Annotated in this window: 22 protein-coding genes, 2 tRNA genes and 1 pseudogene; 22 read left to right on the top strand and 3 right to left on the bottom strand. The window is 39.0% G+C overall.

The genetic code is table 11. The features are described 5' to 3' along the window. Positions 1-459 precede the first annotated feature (459 nt). The 8 genes from GX348_06330 (at position 460) to GX348_06295 (ending at position 8,567) form a co-directional block, all read left to right on the top strand. On the top strand, positions 460-1,029 hold the full coding sequence (locus GX348_06330) for a heterodisulfide reductase subunit C (protein NLP41805.1): 570 nt from the start codon (positions 460-462) through the stop codon (positions 1,027-1,029). Continuing rightward, positions 1,026-1,919 carry a heterodisulfide reductase subunit B gene (locus GX348_06325; protein ID NLP41804.1) on the top strand — a complete coding sequence of 298 codons (894 nt, stop codon included), beginning with the start codon at positions 1,026-1,028 and terminating at the stop codon, positions 1,917-1,919. Before GX348_06330 ends, GX348_06325 begins: the two co-directional genes overlap by 4 nt. Then, a complete protein-coding gene (locus GX348_06320) occupies positions 1,916-3,898 on the top strand; it encodes a CoB--CoM heterodisulfide reductase iron-sulfur subunit A family protein (protein ID NLP41803.1) in 1,983 nt (660 codons plus the stop codon). The genes GX348_06325 and GX348_06320 overlap by 4 nt, the downstream gene beginning before the upstream one ends. Beyond that, a complete protein-coding gene (locus GX348_06315) occupies positions 3,889-4,323 on the top strand; it encodes a hydrogenase iron-sulfur subunit (protein NLP41802.1) in 435 nt (144 codons plus the stop codon). Before GX348_06320 ends, GX348_06315 begins: the two co-directional genes overlap by 10 nt. 17 nt (positions 4,324-4,340) lie before the next feature. Next, positions 4,341-5,177: a 4Fe-4S binding protein gene (locus GX348_06310; GenBank protein ID NLP41801.1), complete on the top strand. Its 837-nt coding sequence runs from the start codon at positions 4,341-4,343 to the stop codon at positions 5,175-5,177. Positions 5,178-5,191: 14 nt separating this feature from the next. Further along, positions 5,192-6,199: a 4Fe-4S ferredoxin gene (locus GX348_06305; protein ID NLP41800.1), complete on the top strand. Its 1,008-nt coding sequence runs from the start codon at positions 5,192-5,194 to the stop codon at positions 6,197-6,199. Beyond that, entirely contained in the window at positions 6,186-7,019 is an 834-nt protein-coding gene (locus tag GX348_06300; protein ID NLP41799.1) for a hydrogenase, read from the top strand. Before GX348_06305 ends, GX348_06300 begins: the two co-directional genes overlap by 14 nt. 984 nt (positions 7,020-8,003) lie before the next feature. Further along, complete coding sequence (locus GX348_06295; protein ID NLP41798.1) at positions 8,004-8,567, top strand: tyrosine-type recombinase/integrase; 564 nt, start codon at positions 8,004-8,006, stop codon at positions 8,565-8,567. An 11-nt stretch (positions 8,568-8,578) separates the two neighbouring features. On the opposite strand, the gene GX348_06290 is transcribed toward GX348_06295, so the two are convergent. After that, the gene (locus GX348_06290; protein NLP41797.1) at positions 8,579-9,283 is read right to left on the bottom strand and encodes a histidine kinase; all 705 of its coding nucleotides are present in this window, start codon (positions 9,281-9,283) and stop codon (positions 8,579-8,581) included. A gap of 160 nt (positions 9,284-9,443) precedes the next feature. Between GX348_06290 and GX348_06285 the strand changes: the two genes are divergently transcribed. From GX348_06285 to GX348_06250, 8 genes are all read left to right on the top strand, one after another. After that, the gene (locus tag GX348_06285) at positions 9,444-11,861 is read left to right on the top strand and encodes a Na+/H+ antiporter subunit A (protein ID NLP41796.1); all 2,418 of its coding nucleotides are present in this window, start codon (positions 9,444-9,446) and stop codon (positions 11,859-11,861) included. Beyond that, complete coding sequence (locus GX348_06280; GenBank protein ID NLP41795.1) at positions 11,845-12,270, top strand: Na(+)/H(+) antiporter subunit B; 426 nt, start codon at positions 11,845-11,847, stop codon at positions 12,268-12,270. The genes GX348_06285 and GX348_06280 overlap by 17 nt, the downstream gene beginning before the upstream one ends. Next, positions 12,270-12,608: a Na(+)/H(+) antiporter subunit C gene (locus tag GX348_06275; protein ID NLP41794.1), complete on the top strand. Its 339-nt coding sequence runs from the start codon at positions 12,270-12,272 to the stop codon at positions 12,606-12,608. Before GX348_06280 ends, GX348_06275 begins: the two co-directional genes overlap by 1 nt. After that, the gene (locus GX348_06270) at positions 12,601-14,091 is read left to right on the top strand and encodes a Na+/H+ antiporter subunit D (GenBank protein ID NLP41793.1); all 1,491 of its coding nucleotides are present in this window, start codon (positions 12,601-12,603) and stop codon (positions 14,089-14,091) included. Before GX348_06275 ends, GX348_06270 begins: the two co-directional genes overlap by 8 nt. 27 nt (positions 14,092-14,118) lie before the next feature. Further along, positions 14,119-14,598: a Na+/H+ antiporter subunit E gene (locus GX348_06265; protein NLP41792.1), complete on the top strand. Its 480-nt coding sequence runs from the start codon at positions 14,119-14,121 to the stop codon at positions 14,596-14,598. Continuing rightward, positions 14,595-14,879, top strand: coding sequence for a Na(+)/H(+) antiporter subunit F1 (locus GX348_06260; GenBank protein NLP41791.1), 285 nt, complete (start codon positions 14,595-14,597; stop codon positions 14,877-14,879). Before GX348_06265 ends, GX348_06260 begins: the two co-directional genes overlap by 4 nt. Beyond that, positions 14,857-15,261: a Na+/H+ antiporter subunit G gene (locus tag GX348_06255; GenBank protein NLP41790.1), complete on the top strand. Its 405-nt coding sequence runs from the start codon at positions 14,857-14,859 to the stop codon at positions 15,259-15,261. The genes GX348_06260 and GX348_06255 overlap by 23 nt, the downstream gene beginning before the upstream one ends. Before the next feature lie 428 nt (positions 15,262-15,689). Beyond that, positions 15,690-16,922 carry a metallophosphoesterase family protein gene (locus GX348_06250; protein ID NLP41789.1) on the top strand — a complete coding sequence of 411 codons (1,233 nt, stop codon included), beginning with the start codon at positions 15,690-15,692 and terminating at the stop codon, positions 16,920-16,922. Positions 16,923-17,000: 78 nt separating this feature from the next. Here GX348_06250 and GX348_06245 read toward each other — a convergent pair whose 3' ends face one another. After that, positions 17,001-18,899 carry a sulfatase-like hydrolase/transferase gene (locus GX348_06245; protein NLP41788.1) on the bottom strand — a complete coding sequence of 633 codons (1,899 nt, stop codon included), beginning with the start codon at positions 18,897-18,899 and terminating at the stop codon, positions 17,001-17,003. 367 nt (positions 18,900-19,266) lie between these two features. Next, a complete protein-coding gene (locus GX348_06240; protein ID NLP41787.1) occupies positions 19,267-19,944 on the bottom strand; it encodes a sporulation protein in 678 nt (225 codons plus the stop codon). Positions 19,945-20,192: 248 nt separating this feature from the next. Here GX348_06240 and GX348_06235 point away from each other — a divergent pair, with 248 nt between their 5' ends. The 6 genes and pseudogenes from GX348_06235 (at position 20,193) to GX348_06210 (ending at position 21,839) form a co-directional block, all read left to right on the top strand. Next, a complete protein-coding gene (locus GX348_06235; GenBank protein ID NLP41786.1) occupies positions 20,193-20,732 on the top strand; it encodes an N-acetyltransferase in 540 nt (179 codons plus the stop codon). Positions 20,733-20,776: 44 nt separating this feature from the next. Then, positions 20,777-20,968, top strand: a complete 192-nt coding sequence (locus GX348_06230; protein NLP41785.1) for a DUF4177 domain-containing protein — start codon at positions 20,777-20,779, stop codon at positions 20,966-20,968. A 28-nt stretch (positions 20,969-20,996) separates the two neighbouring features. Further along, positions 20,997-21,221 (top strand): hypothetical protein, encoded by a 225-nt coding sequence (locus GX348_06225; GenBank protein NLP41784.1) that lies wholly within the window; start codon positions 20,997-20,999, stop codon positions 21,219-21,221. An 87-nt stretch (positions 21,222-21,308) separates the two neighbouring features. Further along, a pseudogene (locus GX348_06220) lies at positions 21,309-21,645 on the top strand (GNAT family N-acetyltransferase). 37 nt (positions 21,646-21,682) lie between these two features. Continuing rightward, positions 21,683-21,757, top strand: a tRNA-Gly gene (locus GX348_06215). A 5-nt stretch (positions 21,758-21,762) separates the two neighbouring features. Further along, positions 21,763-21,839, top strand: a tRNA-Pro gene (locus tag GX348_06210). The last annotated feature ends 278 nt before the right edge of the window (positions 21,840-22,117 follow it).

Here is a 22,117-nt window from a genome sequence, read left to right as displayed (position 1 = left end):
TTATTGTTAAAGGAATGTGAGTTGATAAATTCAAAATTAAGTTAATATGATGAAATATGACTATATATTTTTTTTCCCACTCTTTAGTGCTTGCAACGCATATTACCGTACGTTACGGCCCTTGTTGTTCTTTCTAGGGGAGTGGGGCTTGTTATTAGTTCATAAAATAACACACTATTTTGACAATAAGACTCGTAAATTAAAAGGATTTTAGATAAATTTAGCAAAATAGATACACAATGTAGGGAAATTACCTACATTGTTGTAGGAATCTCTCAGTGTATAAAGGAGAGGATTAGCTAGAATGTTATTTTACTTCCTGCCAGCTAGTTTCTTGGACATTCTACTTGTGTGAGCAATGCTCTTGCGGTGAGAATATCCAGTTAAACTAGATAACCAAGTTCCGTTTAAAAAGTAAGAAAGAGCTGTATTAATGCAAATGGGAAAGAGGGGATACCTATGGAGAAAGTCCGCTTGCCAAGTATTTCCAGGGATAATCATCAAGAAATTCAACGTTTAGCAAAAAAAGCTGGGATGGATCTCAACAAATGCTACCAGTGTGGCAAATGTTCAGCTGGTTGCCCGGTTGGTTTTGCGATGGATGAATCACCACGCAGAGTTATTAGATTATTACAACTTGGGTTGTTAGATGAGGCTCTAAAAACACACTCCATTTGGTTATGCGCGACTTGTGACACATGCAGTACCCGTTGTCCAAATGGAATTCCGGTTGCTGTTCTTATGGATACATTACGCCAGGAAGCCAAGCGCAGATCAATCATCACCGAGAAGAACATAAACTTATTTAATGAAATATTCCTAAGTAATGTAAAGATGTTCGGGAGATCACCTGAAGTAATTTTAAGTGGCTTATATAATTTAAGATCAGGAAATCTATTTCAAGACGCAGATGCCGGTTCCCACTTATTTAAGACTGGTAAGGCTCACATTTTACCAAGCAGGGTTAAAAATACGCAGGCTATAAAGAGAATATTTGCTAAGTGTCTTGAAAAGGGGGGGCAACATTGAAATACGCTTATTACCCTGGTTGTTCGCTAGATGCTACCGGTGTAGAATTTGATACTTCAAACAAACTAGTTGCAAAAAAAATGGGTGTTGATTTAGTTGAGATCCCTGACTGGAATTGCTGTGGAGCATCATCGGCCCATGCAGTTAATCATATGCTTGCCTTGGCTTTGCCGGCGCGTAACTTAGCTATTGCGGAGGCTGAAGGTTTTGATACCGTAGCTATACCCTGCGCAGCTTGTTTTGCACGGTGTAAGACTACCGCAGCTGAGGCACAATCTTCACCTGAAACGAAAGCCGAAATTAGTGACATAATTGGAATGGACTATCAAGCCAACATTGAAATACTATCTTTCCTAGATGTACTAGGGAAAAAAATCGGTTTAGACAACATAAAGGCCCATGTTATCAAGCCTCTCACCGGTCTAAAAGTTGCCTCTTATTATGGCTGTTTGCTAGTACGTCCTCCGAAGATTGCGCAATCAGACGATCCTGAAAACCCGATGGTTATGGACAATATTATGGCAGTTCTGGGAGCAGACCCAGTGGAATGGGGCTATAAAACTGAATGTTGTGGAGCTAGTCATGTAGTACCTGTTCCTAAGATTGGGCAGCAGATGATTCATGATATTCTTAAAAACGCTCAGATTAATGGGGCCCAAGCCATTGCAACCGCTTGTCCGTTATGCATGATAAATCTTGATATGCGACAGAAACAACTCAATGTCCAACTTGGGACTAATTTCAATATGCCAGTCTTCCATTTTACCGAACTTGTTGCCCTATCTTTCGGCTATTCTCCTAAGGAGATAGGTATACATAAGCATTTTGTACCAGCGGAAAGTCTTGTTGAGGATGCACTTAGTACAGGAGCAAGGAGGGAGGGCGCATGAAACGTATAGGAGTATTTATTTGTCACTGCGGCAGTAATATTGCAGCTACTGTAGATTGCGCAAAAGTCGCGGAAGCTGCTAAAGCCTTTCCTGGTGTATTCTTCTCCTCAGACTACAAATACATGTGTTCCGAGCCTGGCCAGGAATTTATAAAAGACTCTATTAAAAAGTATGACTTAAATGCAATAGTTGTGGCATCCTGTACACCACGGATGCATGAGCATACTTTTCGTAAAACTTTAGCCAATGGTGGTTTGAACCCCTATATGTTTGAAATGACAAATCTCAGAGAACAATGCTCTTGGGTTCATTCAGACATTGAAAAAGCGACTGATAAAGCCATTGATTTAGTACGGATGTCCGTCGCCAAAGTTGCCAAAAACGAAGAACTATTTTCAACAACCATTCCTGTACACAAAAAAGCCCTTGTTATAGGCGCAGGTATTGCAGGAATGCAAGCAGCCTTAGACATAGCTGATGCGGGCCATAAAGTTGTTCTTGTCGATCGGGAACCAACTATCGGCGGGAAAATGCCTATGCTCGATAAGACATTCCCTACAATGGACTGTTCCGCGTGTATCAGTACTCCTAAGATGGTTGAAGTTGCTCAGCACCCCAATATTGAACTAATGGCCTATTCTGAAGTTATTGAAGTAAACGGCTTCATCGGGAACTTTGATGTTAAGATCAAAACAAAAGCCAAATACGTAGACCACGTCAAATGCACTGGTTGTGGCTTATGTGAAACAAAATGTCCTAAAAAGGTTCCTAACGAGTACGATCTAGGTATGGGGCTTCGCTCTTGTATTTATAAGCCTTTTCCCCAGGCTGTTCCTAATAAACCTGTTATTGATGCACAGAACTGCCTTAAGCTTACCTCAGGAAAGTGTGGAGTTTGTGCTAGAGTTTGCCCAACTGGTGCTGTAAGATATGATGATACAGAATCATTCATTACAGATACTTTTGGTGCTATCGTTATGGCGACAGGCTACGATTTGTATAAATGGGAAGATGTTTATGGGGAATATGGCTATGGAAAATACCCTGACGTTGTAACAGGCTTGCACTTTGAACGCATGGTCAATGCATCTGGTCCGACTGGCGGTAAAATAAAACGTCCATCCGATGGTACTACCCCTAAGACCGTGGTCTTTATTAAGTGTGTAGGATCTCGCGATTCTGCAAAAGCGAAAAGCTATTGTTCTAGAGCGTGCTGTATGTATACAGCGAAGCATGCTCACCAGTTCGTAGACAAAACCCCTGAGGGTAATGCCTATGTCTTCTATATGGATGTCCGAACCCCTGGTAAAGCTTATGATGAGTTTTATGAGTCAACGCTTAGAGACGGAGCTGTGTACTTGCGCGGAAGGGTTTCTAAGATTTATCAAGATGGCGGTAAACTTATTGTTAAAGGTGAAGACTCGCTTATTGGCAAACAGGTTGAAGTCGCAGCGGATATGGTAGTACTGGCTACTGCCATGGTGCCGAGTGCAGGCTCTAGGGAATTGGCCCAGGCTGTTGGATTTTTGCCTGATTTAAATGGCTGGTACCAAGAGGCCCACCCCAAGCTGAGACCCGTTGAGACACCTACTGCCGGAGTGTTTTTAGCAGGAACCTGTCAAGGGCCGAAAGATATTCCAGACTCTGTAGCTCAGGCTGGAGCGGCTGCCGTTAAAGTTTGTGGACTTTTAAGTAAAAGTGAACTAGAGACCAACCCCATGACTGCCAGAACAAACACAACTGTTTGCTCAGGTTGTGGGATATGCGTCTCAGTATGTCCTTATAAGGCCATCCAACTACAAAGCATTACCGAACGAGATCACCATGGTCATAGGATCACCAGAAATGTTGCTTCTGTTAATAACGGGCTTTGTCAAGGTTGTGGTGCTTGTACAGTTACCTGTCGTCCAGGAGCAATCGACCTGCAAGGCTTTAAGAACGACCAAATTCTTGAGGAGGTGGATTCTCTATGGACGTGATAGAAGAACAAAAATGGGAACCTAAAATTCTAGCTTTTTGCTGTAACTGGTGCTCTTATTCAGGCGCCGATTTAGCAGGTCTTAATAGGATGAAGTACCCTGAAAATATCAGAATACTGCGGGTACCGTGCTCAGCTAGGGTTAACCCCCAGTATATATTAAGGGCCTTTCAGAAGGGTGCAGACGGTGTTCTAGTAGCTGGATGCCACCCTGGCGATTGTCACTACTCAACAGGAAACTACTACACAAGACGACGTTTTCTGATCATGAAAAGACTGTTAGAATATAGCGGAATCGATCCTCGACGTTTTCAAGCTAGGTGGGTCTCAGGAGCAGAAGCCGAGAAATTTAGAACTACGGTCACTAAATTGTGTGAGGACATTAAAGCCATAGGTCCTAACAGGAAGTTGAGGGGATTAAAGTGAGTGACACTACTGTCAAAATGCGAGATATAGCTAAAGACCTGCTTGATAAAGGCACCGTTGATTATATTATCGGCTGGGAAAAAGGTAGATTTAGTAATCAATCACCACCAGCCTTTATCACCTCAGCAGCTCACGTGGGTCGCCTAATCTGGGATGAATACTGTTTGGCTGGAACCGCTAAGTATTTGCTTGATGATAAGTTTCCAACCGGTAAGATTGGCATATTTGCTCGAGGGTGTGATGCACGAGCTATCAACCGTCTTATTCAGGATGGACAAATTAACCGAGAAAATATCTATATAGTTGGTATATGCTGCAGCGGAATGAAGGATCCGGCCACTGGCAATACGGCTGAAAAATGTCAATACTGTACTCACCCTAACCCTATTGTAAACGATATATTGCTCGGCGACCCAGTACCTGAAACAAACAAGCCAGAGCGTTTTAAGGCAATAGAAGAATTAGAGAGACTTTCCCCTGATGAAAAATATGAATATTGGTCTAAGCAATTTGAAAAATGTATCCGTTGCTATGCCTGCCGAAACGTTTGTCCTGCTTGTAACTGCCGTGAATGTTTTGTAGACCAATATCGTGTAGGGTGGCAAGGAAAACAGAACAATGAGGATGAGAACCGGCTCTTCGGTCTAACGCGAGTCTATCATATCGCTGATCGCTGCATTGAGTGCGGAGAATGTGCACGTGCCTGCCCTATGGGATTACCTTTGATGGAGTTAAACCGGAAACTTATTAAGGATATCAATAAATTATTTGGGCCCTATGAAGCCTCCATGGACACTGAAACTACCCCCCCTTTGGCGAAATACAATTTAGAAGATATTGAAGAATTTATGTAGGGAGGCGGCCAAAATTGAAAACAATCGCTAAATCTAGAATCAATGAAGTTCTTGATATTCTTGCTAAAGAATCAAAAGTATTAGTCCCAATGAAGGTCAATGGGGTTAGTAAGTATACCCCTTGGGGCAGCGAAGGAAGAATTGCACTCGAGGAAGTAAATACATTGTTGCCACCTAAGGATACCTTATTTCCTCAGACTGAAAAGATGTATTCTTACAAAATGGCTAACCAAGAAATAACCGAACTAAACATACACGATGACTCGGCGCCTCAAATAATCTTCGGCGTTCGCCCATGTGATATGCAGAGCATTAAATGTATGGATGATGTTTTCCTAACAAAGTCCTTTGTAGATGATTTTTATAAAAATAAGCGGGAAAAGCTCACTACTATATGCATAGGCTGCTCCAGAGTTGCCCCTACCTGTTTCTGTGATTCAATGGGAGTCGACCCCGGCAGGCATGAGGCTGCTGATGTTCAGATGTATGATTTAGGAAATTCATACGGAATTGAGGCTCAGACCGAAGCCGGTCAAGCACTTTTAAATAAACTACAAGGACTTATTCAAGAACAAGCAGGAGAGCTTACAGCAGTTTCCTGTACTTTAAAGGTTGACACTAGCGGAATATCAGATAAATTAGCTAAAATGTTTGAGCATCCCATCTGGAAAGAAGTCAGCCGTAAATGTATTGGTTGCGGTACCTGTACCTATCTATGCCCGACTTGCTACTGTTTTGACATGGAGATAAAAAACAATGGTAACGAAGGTTATCGTTTTCGTTGCTGGGATTCCTGTATGTTTTCCGAATACTCTAGAATGGCCGGCGGTCACAACCCAAGACCCAGTAAAAACGAGCGTATTCGGAACCGCTTTCTTCATAAATTGGAATTCTTTAACGAGCGGTACGGGAAAAATCTATGCGTAGGCTGCGGCCGCTGCCTATCGAAATGTCCGGTAAATGTTGACATTACATTGTTTATAGATAAAATCAAGGAGGTTGCCGTCGATGAGCCAGTGTAAGTGCGAAAACCCATTGGTTCCCTCTGTAGTCACGGTATTTAAAATTGTAGAGGAAACCCCTGATATTAAAACGTTTCATATAAGTACGAAGGACGGTAAAAAGCCTTTTACTCCAATGCCAGGACAACTGGGTATGTTCTCATTGCTACATGTTGGCGAAGGTATGTTTTCGGTCACAGCGCAAGGAGAAAACCATTTAGAATTTGCTATAAAAAAATGCGGGATGTTAACGGATGCTCTACATGAGATTAAACCTGGTCAAATGATGGGGGTCAGAGGGCCTTACGGTAATGGTTTTCCAATTGAACTATGCAAAGGGAAAGATATGCTTTTCATTGGTGGCGGCATAGGCTTAGCACCTGTTCGTTCTTTAATAAAATACTGTTTTGAGAATCGGGACGACTTTGGAAAAATAGACATAATATACGGTGCACGATCTATGAATGATCTATGCTTCAAGGAAGATCTTTTCGAAAACTGGCCAAAGGAACGAGATACTAACGTCCATGTGACAGTTGACACTGGTGACGAAAATTGTCCATGTCATATTGGGTTTGTTCCAGCATTCTTAGAGGAGATTAATCCGGATCCCACGGGGAAAATTGTTGTATTGTGCGGCCCGCCGATTATGATAAAATTCTGCCTAGAGTCGTTAACGAAAATGGGCTTTAGCGACGAACAAGTAATTACGACTCTAGAAATGAGAATGAAGTGCGGTATCGGCAAATGCGGCCGCTGTAACATTGGCAGCAAATATGTTTGTTTAGATGGTCCAGTATTTACCATGGCTGAACTTAAACTTTTACCTAATGAATTTTAATTGTAAACCCCGTGTACATCGATACAAAGCTTAATGATTATCCCAATTTAGCAAATTAAAGGGTTAATCCAAACAACAAATCATTAAAAGCAGCCCAAACCCCTTGTGATTAAAGGGTTTGGGCTGCTTTCGTTGAAGAGGACAAGGGGACGGTGGTTGTGTCTTGCGCATATATGCTATAAGTGATATGGGACAAAGACCAGTTAATTAAAGTCAAGGCCTTATCCACAATTTTTGTTTAAAGAAAAATAAGTACAGCAAATATAAACGCTAATATATAAGTGAGCCACTTTAGCACAAAACGCTCATGAAAAAATGAGCCACCTTAAGTAATTTAACCTTTAAAATAACTTAAGCGAGTCTGTTTTGGAGGGGAAAAGGTGGTAATCACATTGGAAGATTATGCTGAAATACGCAGGCTATTTAGTTCTGGCATCAGCAAGCGGGCTCATTGCCAAAAAACTCGGCATTGGATTTCATTCGGCAATGCTTAGACGAGTACGAACGCGAAGGTGTTCGTAAGCAGAAGCATACCGCAGGGTTCTTTGTATGCCTAGAGCCCAGTTTAACAAAGAATTTAAAATCAGGTTGTAAAGCAGGTACTTGAGGAAGGGAAAACAGCATCGTAAAGAGTCCGTCTTTTAATGCATCGAGATATTTTTACAATAGGCAGAGAACAAATTCTGCCTTGGGTACCTATCCCCAAGGCAGTTTGAGCAGCAGAATTAGTCATTTTAATTTCTATATGCAGGCTTTATCCAAGTAGATTGCTCTCCAAGATAGCGTTGTTTTTTAAAAAATAACGAGTGCTTTCTCAATTTATGGGGCATAAATTGAAATTGTAGTATATGAAACCTGCGCATACTATCACTGATTAATATAGAGGTGGTACTGTAGATTCTTGTTCAAAACTATTTAGGGAAAAAATTGTAATGCTACTCATTTTATGATATTCTATTATTATGTAACATTGGGAGGGGCATTGTGGAATACGTAGATCCTATTAAAGATATCGATAAAATTATTACCATTAGAAAACTACTGAGTCAGCAATCTCAGAGAGATCTTTTGCTATTTGTCCTGGGTATTAATACAGGCCTGAGAATAAGCGATCTGCTTTCGTTGCAAGTTAATGACGTATGGGACGGAGAGAAAGGTAAGGAATTTTTAATTATCTATGACGAAAAAAGTGGAGAAGAAAGAATATTTTATCTAAACAATAAAATACAAACGGAGTTAAAAAAATACTTGACCCTTTCCCAGTTAAAGGAAAGTGACTATCTCTTCAAGTCAAAAAAGAACAATAGCGCTATTACGCGGCAGCAAGCCTATAGAATTATAAACAATGCTGCAAAAGAAGCAGGTATTACCGGTAAAATTGGTACCCACACCCTACGAAAAACCTTTGGTTACCATGCCTATAGAAAAGGTATTGCTATATCGATTTTAATGAAGATTTTTCAACATCATTCTTACTCCGAAACCTTAAAGTATATTGGTATTGATAATAATGAAAATAAATTGGTTAAAGTAGACGTGAATCTATAAAAAAAGCCAATCTAGAAATCGCTATCGTCATCATCATTTGTGTCAAGCTCAACATTGGTAAAATCTTTAACAATATCTTCTATTACTTCAACTTGTAATGGTTCGTTATCTTTAATGAACTTGAATATTCCGTTATTAAAGTCTGTCCCAATTTCTTTGAAGAAAATGCCTTCATAGACAGCCTCTTTTGTATGTTTGAAAACCAGGTGATAGACTTCGTCTGTTTTCTTCACAAGGTAAGCTCTAATACCTTTTTCATAATTAATGCAGCAATTACCACCGGTTTCTTTGAGGTAACGGGCAACAGAGATAATATGGAGATCTACAAAAGGAATTTCCCTTAATAATGAATTAACAATGGATTCCTTAGCGATTTGTTCCCAGCGACTTTGGGCTGTTTGTCCAATAATTATTTGGGTTATTCCCTTTTCACGGGCGACTTCAGCAATTACCTTGTAGGCGGGACGTTCTTCATTATCCTTTAGAATAAAAGCATCGGCATCAATTGCTTTAGCTAACTTTCGCCATTTTGTAATGTAATTTGATTTTTCTGGGTCAAGCTCATCAAAAGGCTTGCTATCCACAGTCAAAATATAGAAGGGACAATCAAAGACTTTCGCAATCTTATGGCCACGCTGTATCAGGCGTTCACCATTTGGCCCATAATAGATACAAACGAGAATGCGTTCATCCATACAGCTTTTCTTTTTTAACATTTTGCGTCCACCTCGGATAATTAGTGTTATAGCGGCATCTTATAAGGCCACGAAACTATATATAATATTAACGTTTGTACCATTAGGAGTCAATCATTTAAGTGGGCAAACTAGGTAGTTAATTTTAGAACGTAAAAATAACTTGCAAGGAGGCGGATAGATGTCTTATTTCTACCTCGTAAATGTTATTCCATTTATATATGCTCTATTAATCCCCGTTCTGCATAATAAATTTAACGAGCGAATACATACTGGCTGGTTCGTTCTTTTGGTTCCTTTGGCAATTTTCCTTCACCTTTGTTCCTATATTCCAACTATTGCTAATGGTAATACAATCTATTTAACTCTATCTTGGATTCCATCATACAACATTAATGGGTCAGCGAATATTGATGGGTTGTCCCTAACCTTCGGTTTGATTATTAGCGGAATTGGTTTTCTTGTTATCTTGTACTCTATATATTATATGTCCAAATTAAAAGAGGCTTTGCAAAACTTTTATATATATTTGCTTTTATTTATGGGAGCAATGCTAGGACTTGTGTTTTCTGATAATATTTTTGTTTTATATGTTTTTTGGGAAATAACAAGTATTTCGTCATTCTTATTGATAGCATACTGGTTTGAGCGGGCAAAGTCGAGGTCTGGTGCCCAAAAATCCCTGTTGATTACCATTTTTGGTGGGCTATCAATGCTAGCCGGATTCATTCTGCTCTCGATGGTAACAGATACCTATAGCATTCAGGAAATGATCAAAAAGGTGGATATAGTTCAGTCACATTTTTTATTTTTACCCGCAATGGCTCTAGTTCTACTTGGAGCGTTTACAAAATCGGCACAATTTCCGTTTAGTATATGGTTACCCGATGCTATGGAGGCACCTACTCCGATAAGTGCGTATTTACACTCTGCCACTATGGTAAAAGCAGGGATATATTTAGTTGCCCGCTTCACTCCTGTTTTTGGCGGAGTTGGAGAGTGGTTTTGGTTAGTTTCAGGTATTGGTTTCATTACATTGTTATATGGTTCCATCAATGCAGTGAGACAGACGGACCTAAAAGCCTTATTGGCTTACTCGACTATTAGTCAGTTGGGCTTAATTATGAGTTTACTAGGATTGGGATCTGCAGCTTTATATTTTGATGTTGCTACCGATGGGGCGATATATGCTATAGCCGTCTTTGCAGCAATTTTCCATCTTGTTAACCATTCAACTTTTAAAGGTTGTCTTTTTATGGTAGTTGGAATTATTGACCATGAAATAGGAACTAGGGATCTTAAAAAATTAGGCGGCTTAATGCAATTTATGCCTGTATCCTTTCTGCTTACTTTGGCTGGAACTTTTGCTATGGCCGGAATACCTCCATTTAATGGCTTCCTAAGTAAGGAATTATTCTTTGCCTCTGTTTTGAATGCGGCCGAAATGTCCTTTTTTAACATGAAAGCTTGGGGAATAGTTCTGGCGGTTATTGCCTGGCTTGCAAGTGTATTCACGTTTATTTATAGTATGAAGATTCTTTTTAAAACGTTTTTAGGAAATCAAAAAGCTAATAAGTTAAAAAAGAAAGCACATGAAGCTCCAGCAGGTATGTTATTGCCTCCCGTGATATTGGCGGGCTTGATAGTGGCCATATTTTTCTACCCGAATATCTTGTCGCAATATTTATTGCAGCCTGCATGGAAAGCTGTCCTGCCCACTTTTGCCGAATCGACATCTTTACATATTGAAATTAGTGCTTGGCACGGTCTTAATACAGCATTGCTAATGAGCATTGGAGTAGTGCTTATGGGGACATTGATGTACAAAAATTCTAAAAAATGGTCCAGCATCTATCGTTTTTATCCCAAGGTAGTAACTTTGAACAATGCCTATCTATGGATTATGGAAAAAATGGAAGAATACTCGCGAAGAATAACTGAGCGATATATGACGGGCTTTGTTCGGGATTATCTTGTCTATATCTTCGGATTTATAATCATAGCAGTGGGCGGAGCTACCTTGTTATTTAAGGGAATAGTCTTTGATTTTTCACAAGATGCTAAAGTTAGTTTTTATGAGTTAGTGCTGCTGCTTGGAGTTGTTGTTGTTTCGTTAACCGTTATTTTTGCAAAAACAAGGCTGACTTCCATAATCGCAGTTGGTGCATTAGGCTTTCTTGTCGTTTTCTTTTTTGTCCTTTTCCGGGCACCTGACTTAGCGCTTACTCAATTAGTTGTGGAGACAATAACAACGACATTGTTTTTGTTGTGCTTTTATCATTTACCGCGACTTAGACAAGAAAATAACAGTATACAATTTAAAGCGATAAATGCGCTAATCTCTATTGGGGTTGGCATTGTGATATCAGTGGTAGCTTTGTCAGCAAACGGAAATCGATTATTTGAACCAATTTCAGGGTACTATGAAAATTCTTATGAACTTGCAGGAGCCAAAAATATTGTTAACGCAATCCTGGTAGATTTCCGTGGTTTTGATACAATGCTAGAAATTTTAGTACTATCCATGGCTGGATTAGGCGTATATACGCTGATAAAGCTGCGTTTGGCTGGGAGGAGAGAGAATGAAGGAACCAAATGATGTCATTTTAAGGACAGTTACAAAAGTAGCGGTCGTTATCATACTTACCTTTGCTATTAATCTTTTTGTTTCAGGGCACCACCACCCAGGCGGAGGATTTATTGGAGGGCTGGCTTTTGCCGCAGCCATTGTTCTTCTCTTTCTCGTTGGCTCAATTGAGAAGGTCAGGAATAATTTGCATGTGGATTTTAAAGTGGTTTCCGGAATAGGGGTATTAATCTCTGTTTTCACAGGGGTGAGCGGGATGGTTACTGGAGAACCATTTTTAAACCAGGTATTCGGGTATGTTAATCTTCCGATTTTTGGTAAGACGGAGATGGCAACAGCTGTTTTGTTCGATGTAGGAGTTGCCCTGGTCGTGATAGGAACATCGTTGACCATCATTATGAGTATAGGTGATGATCGTTAATGGAAACAAGCATGTCAATTATTGTCGGAATTCTATTTGCTATTGGAACTTACCTAGTCCTTTCTAAAACTTTGTTTCGGATTATTTTAGGCACATCTATTATCGGGCATGGAGTAAATTTACTGATTCTTACAATGGGCGGTTTAAAAAAAGGAGCTCCACCACTTCTTGGATTTGAGGCAACTACTTTTGTCGACTCCTTGCCTCAGGCCCTTTTGTTAACAGCTATTGTAATTAACTTTGCAACTACTGCCCTCTTTTTGGTGCTGAGTTATCGGACTTACAAAGTATTAGGGACCGATGATGTAGAGCAATTAAGGGGTTGTGAGGATGAATAATTTAATTATATTACCCATTATCATACCTATCATTGCTGGAATGATAATGGTTATTTTCAGATATGGGGTTAAACTGCACCGGTATTTAAGTATTGCAGCGACAGCAATTATTGCTATTGTATCGATATTTTTGGCTGAGCAAGTTAAAGCTTCAGGTATACAGACCTTACAATTAGGTGGATGGGAGGCACCATTTGGCATTACTCTAGTTGCAGATATGTTTGCATTATTACTTGTGTTTGTTACTGCTATTGTAACTTTATGTTGCTTGTACTATGCTTTTTCATCAACAGATGCAGAAAGAGAGAGGAATTACTTTTATCCTTTGAGTTTATTCCTAATAGCAGGGGTTAATGGTTCGTTCTTAACCGGTGATATTTTTAACTTGTTTGTTTGTTTTGAAGTCATGCTGGTGGCATCTTATGTATTAATTTCATTAGGGGGAACTAAGATTCAGCTCAGGGAGTCGGTGAAATATGTTCTAATCAACATGATTTCTTCCTTCTTATTCCTTGTGGCAATTGCATTCTTATATGCTATGACAGGCACCTTGAATATGGCTCATTTATCCATGCGGATAGCAGAAGTTGGACAAGGGGGGCTAATGACAGCAGTGGCCTGTTTATTTTTAATAGTTTTCAGCCTAAAAGCAGGCTTATTTCTTTTCTTTTGGCTTCCGAATTCTTATAGTGCTCCTCCAACCGCTGTAGCGGCCATCTTTGCCGCTTTATTGACAAAGGTCGGAATCTATGCGATTATCCGTTTGTTTTCCATTATTTTTTATCACGAACCCTACATTACTCACTTGTTTATAGGGGTCTTAGCAGCAGCGACCATGGTGCTCGGAGCAATGGGGGCTGTAGCTTATTGGGATATAAGAAGAATTATTACTTATAATGTAGTGGTAGGTGTTGGATTTATTTTAGCAGGTTTTGCTTCTTTTTCCTTGGTAGGAATAAGAGGTTCTATATATTATTTGATTCATGATATGATCGTCAAAGCTCTTCTTTTTCTTTTAGGAGGAACAATTATTCATCTAACAGGCACAAGTAAGATTGGAGATATGAGCGGCCTCATCCGCCTACATCCCCAATTGGGTTGGATGTTTTTCATTGCAGCATTATCCTTGTCCGGAATTCCACCGCTAAGCGGCTTTGTTGGTAAAATTTTCATTACCGAAGGGACTTTTCATTCGGGCTACTTCTGGCTAGGAGGGATAGGTCTATTAACAAGCCTTATGGTGTTATACTCTGTGATGAAAATTTTTATGAACGTTTTTTGGGGATATACTAATTTTACCGAAGAGACGGAAAAAGGAACCATGGCTGGATTAGTGTTGCCATTAAGTATTCTAACGGCTTTAACTATTGCTCTTGGATTAGGAGCGGAAGGAATTCATGAATATGTGGATCTGGCAGTAGCGGGATTAATAGATCCTAATATGTATTTAAATGCAGTGCTCGGCGATAAATTTCAGCAGTAACTGTTATGAAGGAAAGAGGTGATTACGATGCCTATGCAAGTACTAATTAATTTATTTATTGGATTTTTGTGGATGTTCTTTCAAGATAATTGGAGCGGTTTAACCTTTATTAGTGGTTACTTATTCGGTATATTTGTGTTATTTATCTTACGGCGTTTTTTGTCTTCAAAATTCTATCTATTCACATTGAAAGATGTTATGAAACTCTTTTTTATTTTTATTCACGAACTATTTGCGTCAAGCATAGTGGTTATACAGAGAATCATAAGACCAAAAATTAATATCAAACCCGGAATTTTTTCTGTTGAAACTAGTTTGAAAGGGGACGTGGAAGTTACGTTACTGGCTCTGCTCCTTACTTTGACGCCGGGGTCAGTTGTGATGGAGATTTCTTCTGATAATAAGGTAATGTATATTCATGCTATGGATATTCCCGAGATGAGTGATTCGGTTCTGCGGTCCAAGGGTAAATTTGAAGAAGCAATAAAGAAGGTGTCAAGAGCATGAACAAGTGGATACTAGTTATTTCGTTATGTTTTCTAACACTCTCTATATTGATAATAATATATCGTTTAATAAAGGGGCCTACACCTCCTGAAAGAGTTCAGGCATTAGATGTTTTAGGAAGCTATATTATTGCGGGAGTAGCGATTTTTTCTGTGTTAATCCGAAGCACAGCCTTTTTTGAAGTAATTCTGTTGATAGGAATACTGTCCTTTATCGGAACCATAGCCTTTGCAAGATATATTGAAAGGGGTGTTGTTATTGGGCGTAAGCAATCTGATTGAATTATGCATCGCAATCATTATTCTAATTGGGACTATATTTGGTTTCCTTAGTGCCATTGGTTTTATGCGCTTACCAGATGTTTATAATCGTGCTCATGCTCTTTCAAAAAGCTCAACCCTAGGCATTTTATTCGTTCTTCTTGGGACATTTCTTTTTTTTCTATTTGTAGAGGGATATTTTAGTATAAAATTATTTCTAGGGATATTCTTTGTATTTCTTACCTCTCCTGTCTCCAGTCATGTAATTTGCCGAGCTGCTTATCGTTCAAATGTAGTACTGGCTCCTGGAAGTGTTCAGGATGATTTGAAGGAAGTAATAGAAAAACATACACGAGGCAATACATGTGACACAAGAGACGGTGTCGATTTGGAAAAAATGTAACAAAAAGGACGGTCCTATATGTCAATTGCGATATTATTAATTGTTAGTGATTAAATGTCACTGGCATTTTTTTTTACTTATATAATTATTATCTTAAGGTATTGGACAAAAGGATAGGTTGATTTATTCGCATTTCAGGTTCGTATCTATACAAGCATAGGAGGGAATCTTGCGAGCATGACAGTTGAGTGCCAGGTGAGGTGTCGGCAGTTATTTAGTAAGACAGAACCACCGTCCCGGTGTCTTCGATGTCTTTGGGGCTGAAGAAACTGAAAAAGAGCGTAGTTAGGCATATTTGCATCGAACTGACTTATTAGAAGAATAATATACAAAGCCATAAGTGTTCATAATCTTGTCTTATGGAGGATAAATTTGTGCTTTATATGTAAGACTAAAGGAACCAGGGTGAAGGGAGTACGCGGCGATACATGAAAAGACTTATCTTGGGGCTTATGTTTGTTTGCCTCGCAACTGTTATATATCTTTTATCTGTACCTACAACAGTGAATATCGGTTATTATACTGATGTAGGTAATATCATGCACGTAATTACAGCGGATATGAAGCACGACCGGATGATTTCATGGAAGTCGCAAATAATTGGTGAGTCCGGGAATTTAGAGATACGCCCCAAGCAGTCGAATAAAATTACAAGGATTAAAGCAGAGGCGGTGGAACTGCCTTCGTATAATGGCGGCAAGCCCTTCACGCTTTACACGTCGCATATTAGAAACCTTACGGTTGGAACTGACTATGAATATCGTGTCTCCGTTGGAAAACGACAATCTGCATGGAAAGAATTCAGGACGGAACCAGATTCAACATTATTTAAGGCGCTTATTTTTGGTGATTCACAGTCCTTAAATTATGAAGATTGGGCTAAAACAGCTCAGATAGCGTGGAAGAATAATGCAGATGTAGCATTTTTTATTAATATGGGCGATCTCGTTGATAATGGGCAAGACGAATTGCAGTGGAATGCCTGGTTTGATGGAGCAGCCGGTCTTTTGGAAGCAATACCTATAGTGCCGATCATGGGAAATCATGAGGCATATAGTCTTGACTGGAATATGGCCAAACCTAACTACTATCTTTCGCTTTTCGCTCTTCCGGTGAATGGTCCGGCAGGCCTAGAACGATACGCTTATTCCTATGATTATGGCGATGTCCATTTTGTTGTACTCAACACACAGCTAAAAGAGCTGCGGGAGTGGTACCCTGACTTGTTAGAGCAACAAAAGAAATGGCTTATAGAAGACCTTTCCAAAACCCAGAAAAAGTGGAAGGTAGTACTTATGCATCGTGGGGTGTGGATATATCCTTTTAATGGGCCGCTAGATGAGTGTGGCCAAACCTTTGTACCAGTGTTTGATAAATATAATGTTGACCTCGTATTTATTGGACATGTGCATTCCTATGCGCGGACCAAGGCACTGAAAAATGGTAAACTCGATCCATCAGGTACTATCTATATTTCGACTGGACGCAGCGGTGATAAGGTATGGGAAAAGTCTCCGCAAAAACCGGTGGACGAAATTTATTATAATCCGCTCGATATGCCGAATTACCTTGTGTTTGAAGCCTCTAATGATACCCTTAAAGTCGCTGCTTTTAAGCTGAATGGTGAGCTTATTGATCAAACTGAAATAAAAAAGCAATAGACCATGACAAAATCCCCCTTCGTAGGAGTATGACACTACAAATGGGGGATTTTTTGGTGTTCTTAATTAAAACTCGGGCTACTGGCCATTGATAGAATTACCATGAAAGTATCTGACATATAAATCTTGAACCCAATGAATCAATGCTTTTTCCTGGGAATTTTGATTTTTTCCGCTATACATATCAGTTTTTATTTGGCGGTCGCTTGACCAGTAATAAATTGTTTCTCCCAGAAATCCTATTGCATAACTTTGCTCCGCCGGAGTATTAATTATATTTTTCCCGGAAAATTCAGGCGGCGAAGGAATGCCTAATATCCCTAAAAGTGTAGGGGCAAAATCAATCTGACTCGCAAATGTTGAACTATTAAAATCGGCAAATGGCTGCAAATTTGTGCTAACAAAGATAAGGGGAATGGGAGCCAAGGTCATTTGCAGATATCCATTACCAAGCCCCTTGTAATTGTCATCCTGACTCGGATGGGGATTGTGATCGCTTGTGAAGATGATAAGAGTCTTATCGTCCATTAAATTCCGGTTTTCAAGATCACTGAAAAATTTTTGCAAGGAAATATTTTCCCAGTAAATTGCTTTAAGATAAAGATTTTTCTTTTGCTCATTGATAGTCATCGGAATATTATCATTAGTAAACCCGCAATATGGATATGGCTGATGCGAATCGATCATCTTAGTAACTATGAAAATTTTATTATTACGATTTTCCTCCAATAGCCTGATTGTTTCTTCGTACATAACGTCATTATGGAAGCCCCAGCCGCTGCTTCCAACATATCCTTGTCGTTCAAGATCTTCTTTCGCTCTGTAAAGCTGCATCCCAAAACGTTTTTTATATGCTCGGAATTCATCATTATAATATTGGCTGGTAGCCTCCAAAAACACTGTATCGTAACCGTTATTCTCAAGAGTTTTAAATAACGTGACATTATTATCGAAAGATTGATCGTCTGAATAAATCGACTGGGAGAGAAACATTGAATTGAGGCCCTGAGTTGTAGGCTTGTTGGAAGTGTAATAGTAATCGGAATGGGGATATTTGGCCAATAAACCATCTAAAAATTGAGTCGTCTCAGCTGGAATTTTTGGATTATAGAAATGTAAATAATCTCGATGGAAAGATTCAGCGATAATTACAACTATTTTTTCATATGGAAAAGTCTTTTGAGTTGAAACAGGTTTTTCATTAACCGCAATTTTCAACTCACTCAATAGTCGCGTTTCCTCTTCTGTAAATGCTACACGGTAAAGCTGGCTAGAGGCGTTCACTTGTATAGCGTCATTTTTTAAAAACTCTCCTATTAAGTTTATAGTCACAGACTCAGATATCATATCGCGTGATAAATTTCTTGATTTTTCTATTTCTCCTTCCTCATAAAAACCATTAGCCACCAGTGCTTTTGGGTATACGTAAGCAGTACCAATATTAATAAGGTTAGCCAAGATGCAGATCGCAATAAGAGTACAGACATTTTTTGTATGCAAACAGCCTGTCTTTTTCGGAGTTTGAAATAATAACATTAGAACGGAAAAGCTTAATAATATGCCTAGTAAAACAATCTTATCAGTAGTATATAGTACACCCATTATTGAATAATTATTTAAATTGTCAAAAACGACTCTTTCAATATGCGTTGATGTAACAAAAAAATATATTGTATCGCTATAAAACAATAAAATGGTAAAAAAATATGACAAAAAGTATATAGTTTTAGACAGTTTATTACTCCATTTAGTATATATGTAGCCGGCAAGTAGGACGAATATAATATTATTAATCACACCTGTAAGAACTGACATTATAGTTATTGCGCTAAAATTTAAATTTAATGATTTGATAATAATAATTGAGATGGCTATCCATAGAATTGCCGTAACCATTATTGGACGGTAATCTTGTACACTTTGTCTGACGAGCGCAATATGTTTTCGAAAAGAAATTAACATGACTGCTAATAACATATCACGTAAAATAGCATTAGATACATCAAGTGCAAATAGCCCTGTCGGGAACTCGGGTTCTCCGATGTAGAACTGAAATGAAAGATAAATTTCTACGCAAAAAATCACCAATATTGCGATAAGCTTATTTTTGTGCAGGAAAAATTTCTCTTTTAAAAGTGCTCCTTTAATTGTAATAACTCCTTTCAAAATACCTTGTTAGATATTGGCTGCGACACAGTATAATATAATCTTATATTCATTATATTTCTACCAATACCTCCAAACACTTAGAAGAATACTAAAGCACCTGATATAAAAAAATTAAAGCCTGCAACAATGGCATTGCCGCTTTGATATGCTTCCATTGTTACAGGCTTTAGCGTTTTTAGCGAATAAATAATTGAGTAATCATCATACCGTAGGGCCCGCTTTTAATTATACCAATGCCGATTTTTGTATAATTAGCATTGAGAATGTTAGCGCGATGGCCTGAAGAGTTCATAAGGCCTGTGTGAGCTCTAGTAACAGATGAGTTACCAGCAATGTTTTCACCGGCAGTTTTATAGGTAATACCCTGAGATTTGAGAAGGTCAAACGGAGATCCGTATACTGGAGATTGATGCCCAAAATAGTTGTTTTCGATCATATCCATGCTTTTCATACGAGCGGCTGTAACCAAACGCATATCTATTGTGAGTGGTTTTAAGCCGCGGTTGATGCGTTCTTTATTTACGAGGTCAACCATCTGCTGTTCTTGGGCTGTGATAGAAGCTGTTAGCTGGTCATCCTTAGTATTTGTTTGCTGTGGTGCTGGATTATTGTCAGGAACGGGAGTCGGCTGCGGCGCCGGAGCAGGTGCAGGTTTAGTCTGCGAAACTGGTTTTTGTACTAGATTGTAAGGTTGATAACCTTTGCTAATAAGGTATTGGTTAAACTGTTGATAGGCATTCTTTTGCTGTTGTGATGAGTAATAGAGAGTCGGAGCTGCTGCTGCCGGCACAGTGGCGGTAGCAATGAACAAAGCTGATAGAATGGCAGCCGTTGTAGTACGAATTTTTCTCACTGTGTTACTCCTTACTTATTAAAATTAGTTTATCTATATTCTTTTGTAAACAACATTATAGCGTAAGACAATTAACTTGGCATCCTACAATATTTGTCATGGTAATCTAATGGTATTATCTTTCTTATGATACTGTTGGAGAAGTATGCAGAGTTAGAATTATGGGAAATGTAAGAGGATTTTGTGGAAGCGTATGGAATTTTTCAGGAAACTAACATTAGATAAGGGCAGAGAGAAAAGGGGGCAAAATGAATATTAGAATAAGAAAAGAGACAGAGCGCGATTATCGAAATGTAGAAGATCTAGTTCAAAAAGCCTTTCAAGAGGCACAATTTAGTGATCATAGTGAACATCTGCTGGTAAGCAGACTAAGAAAAAGTAACGCTTTTATAGCAGAGTTATCTTTGGTAGCTGAAAAAGCCGGACTGTTAGTAGGACATATTCTGTTTTCAAAGGTTAGAATTGTTAACGAAAGAAAGATAGTAGAATCACTAGCTTTAGCCCCAGTTGCAGTTTTGCCGGAGTACCAGAATAAAGGTGTTGGCAAGCTGCTAATTCGGGAAGGCCTAAGAATTGCGCAAGAACTAGGATTTGAGTCTGTCATTGTTTTAGGACATGAACACTATTATCCAAGGTTTGGCTTTAAGCCGGCTCGGTCTTGGGGAATCAAGCTTCCATTCACGGTGCCGGAAGAAAATTTTATGGCTTTGGAGCTAAAGGAGGGTGCCTTAGATGATGCTGCGGGCGTTGTAGAGTATCCGCAAGAATTTAATATTATAGGAAATTAAAGATATCATTAGTATACTTCAACAAAAAAGAAAGGAAAATTAGTTTGCGGGAATATAAAGTTTTAGAAGTTAAAAGAAAAGGGCTATTAGGAACTTCACGTTTAGATGCAGAGCGTCTTGAGGAGATTCTTAATGAACAAGCCCAGAATGGCTGGATTTTCGACAAGCATTTAGCAGGAGAAACATTAATTCTCGATAAAGATACTGTTATGCTGGTTTTTTATAGGGAAAATTAGTTTAATCGACAGATAAGTGAGGATAACTATGAAAAAGAAAATTATGAATACAACTTCAAACAAAGCATCTTCTGAAAATCCAGGTGCTAAGATGTCATTAGGCTCAGATGCCCTTTTTATTGCCTTGGCAGGAATTTATATTATTTCTCGCCCCCTACTCGTAAGTTCCACAATAATAGATATAGCCGTAGGGGTATCTTTATTGCTGATAGCGCTAAAGCAGTACATAATTGCAAGAAGAAGTAAGCAATAAGGAGGAAAAGAGGATTAATATGATATCAGCTATGAGGTGATTTCGGAAGATAACATTACCTGTATTAAGGATTTATGCAATGATTTAATGACTTATCGAAAATCTAAGGCCTATATCCACTCTGAGTTTTTTGATAATATGTGTTTGAGACCAGGATGCTTCCGTCCATTAAGAGTGCTAAGGCTAACTATATAATAGTGGCTAAAAATGACAATGAACTTATAGGATACGCATAAATACAGGTATCGGCACTGCACTATTTGAAAAGTCGCTTGATTGGTTAAATTCTTTTGAGTCAATAACTGATCTGTTTATTTTTGTATCAAATGGTAACGATAATGCATTAAAATTCTATCAAGACAAAGGTTTAAAAATTAGTCATCAAACACTTAATGGGTTCATCACGGTATTAAGAAATAGTTGACAATAATCAAATGTACTGGTATAGTAATAATTCCAATGCGGAAATAGCTCAGTGGTAGAGCATCGCCTTGCCAAGGCGAGGGTCGCGAGTTCGAATCTCGTTTTCCGCTCCATTAGTCGGGGCGTGGCTCAGTTTGGTAGAGTACCTGGCTTGGGACCAGGGGGTCGCAGGTTCGAATCCTGCCGCTCCGACCAGTAGATGTTAACCAATATATAACAGTTGACATAAACTTCAACAAATGATATTCTGTATAAGTCGCCTCGCATGGCGGAAAAATTTGGATAAAACAATCTTGTTGACTAGCAGAGTAAACATGCTAGGATAACAAGCCGCTTGTAGTAAAGCGACAATGTTCCTTGAAAACTGAACAATGTAAGGTTTAAACAATATGCCAGATGTGCGGTGCTTTTCGAAGCACAACTAATAAATTCTTTATTGATTATAAGAGCCATCAAGGCTCCAATAATATAAC

This window comes from Veillonellaceae bacterium (assembly GCA_012523975.1).
GTDB lineage: Bacteria > Bacillota > Negativicutes > JAAYSF01 > JAAYSF01 > JAAYSF01.
Note: the sequence above shows the minus strand (reverse complement) of the source record. Positions and strands in the feature narration are given on the sequence as shown.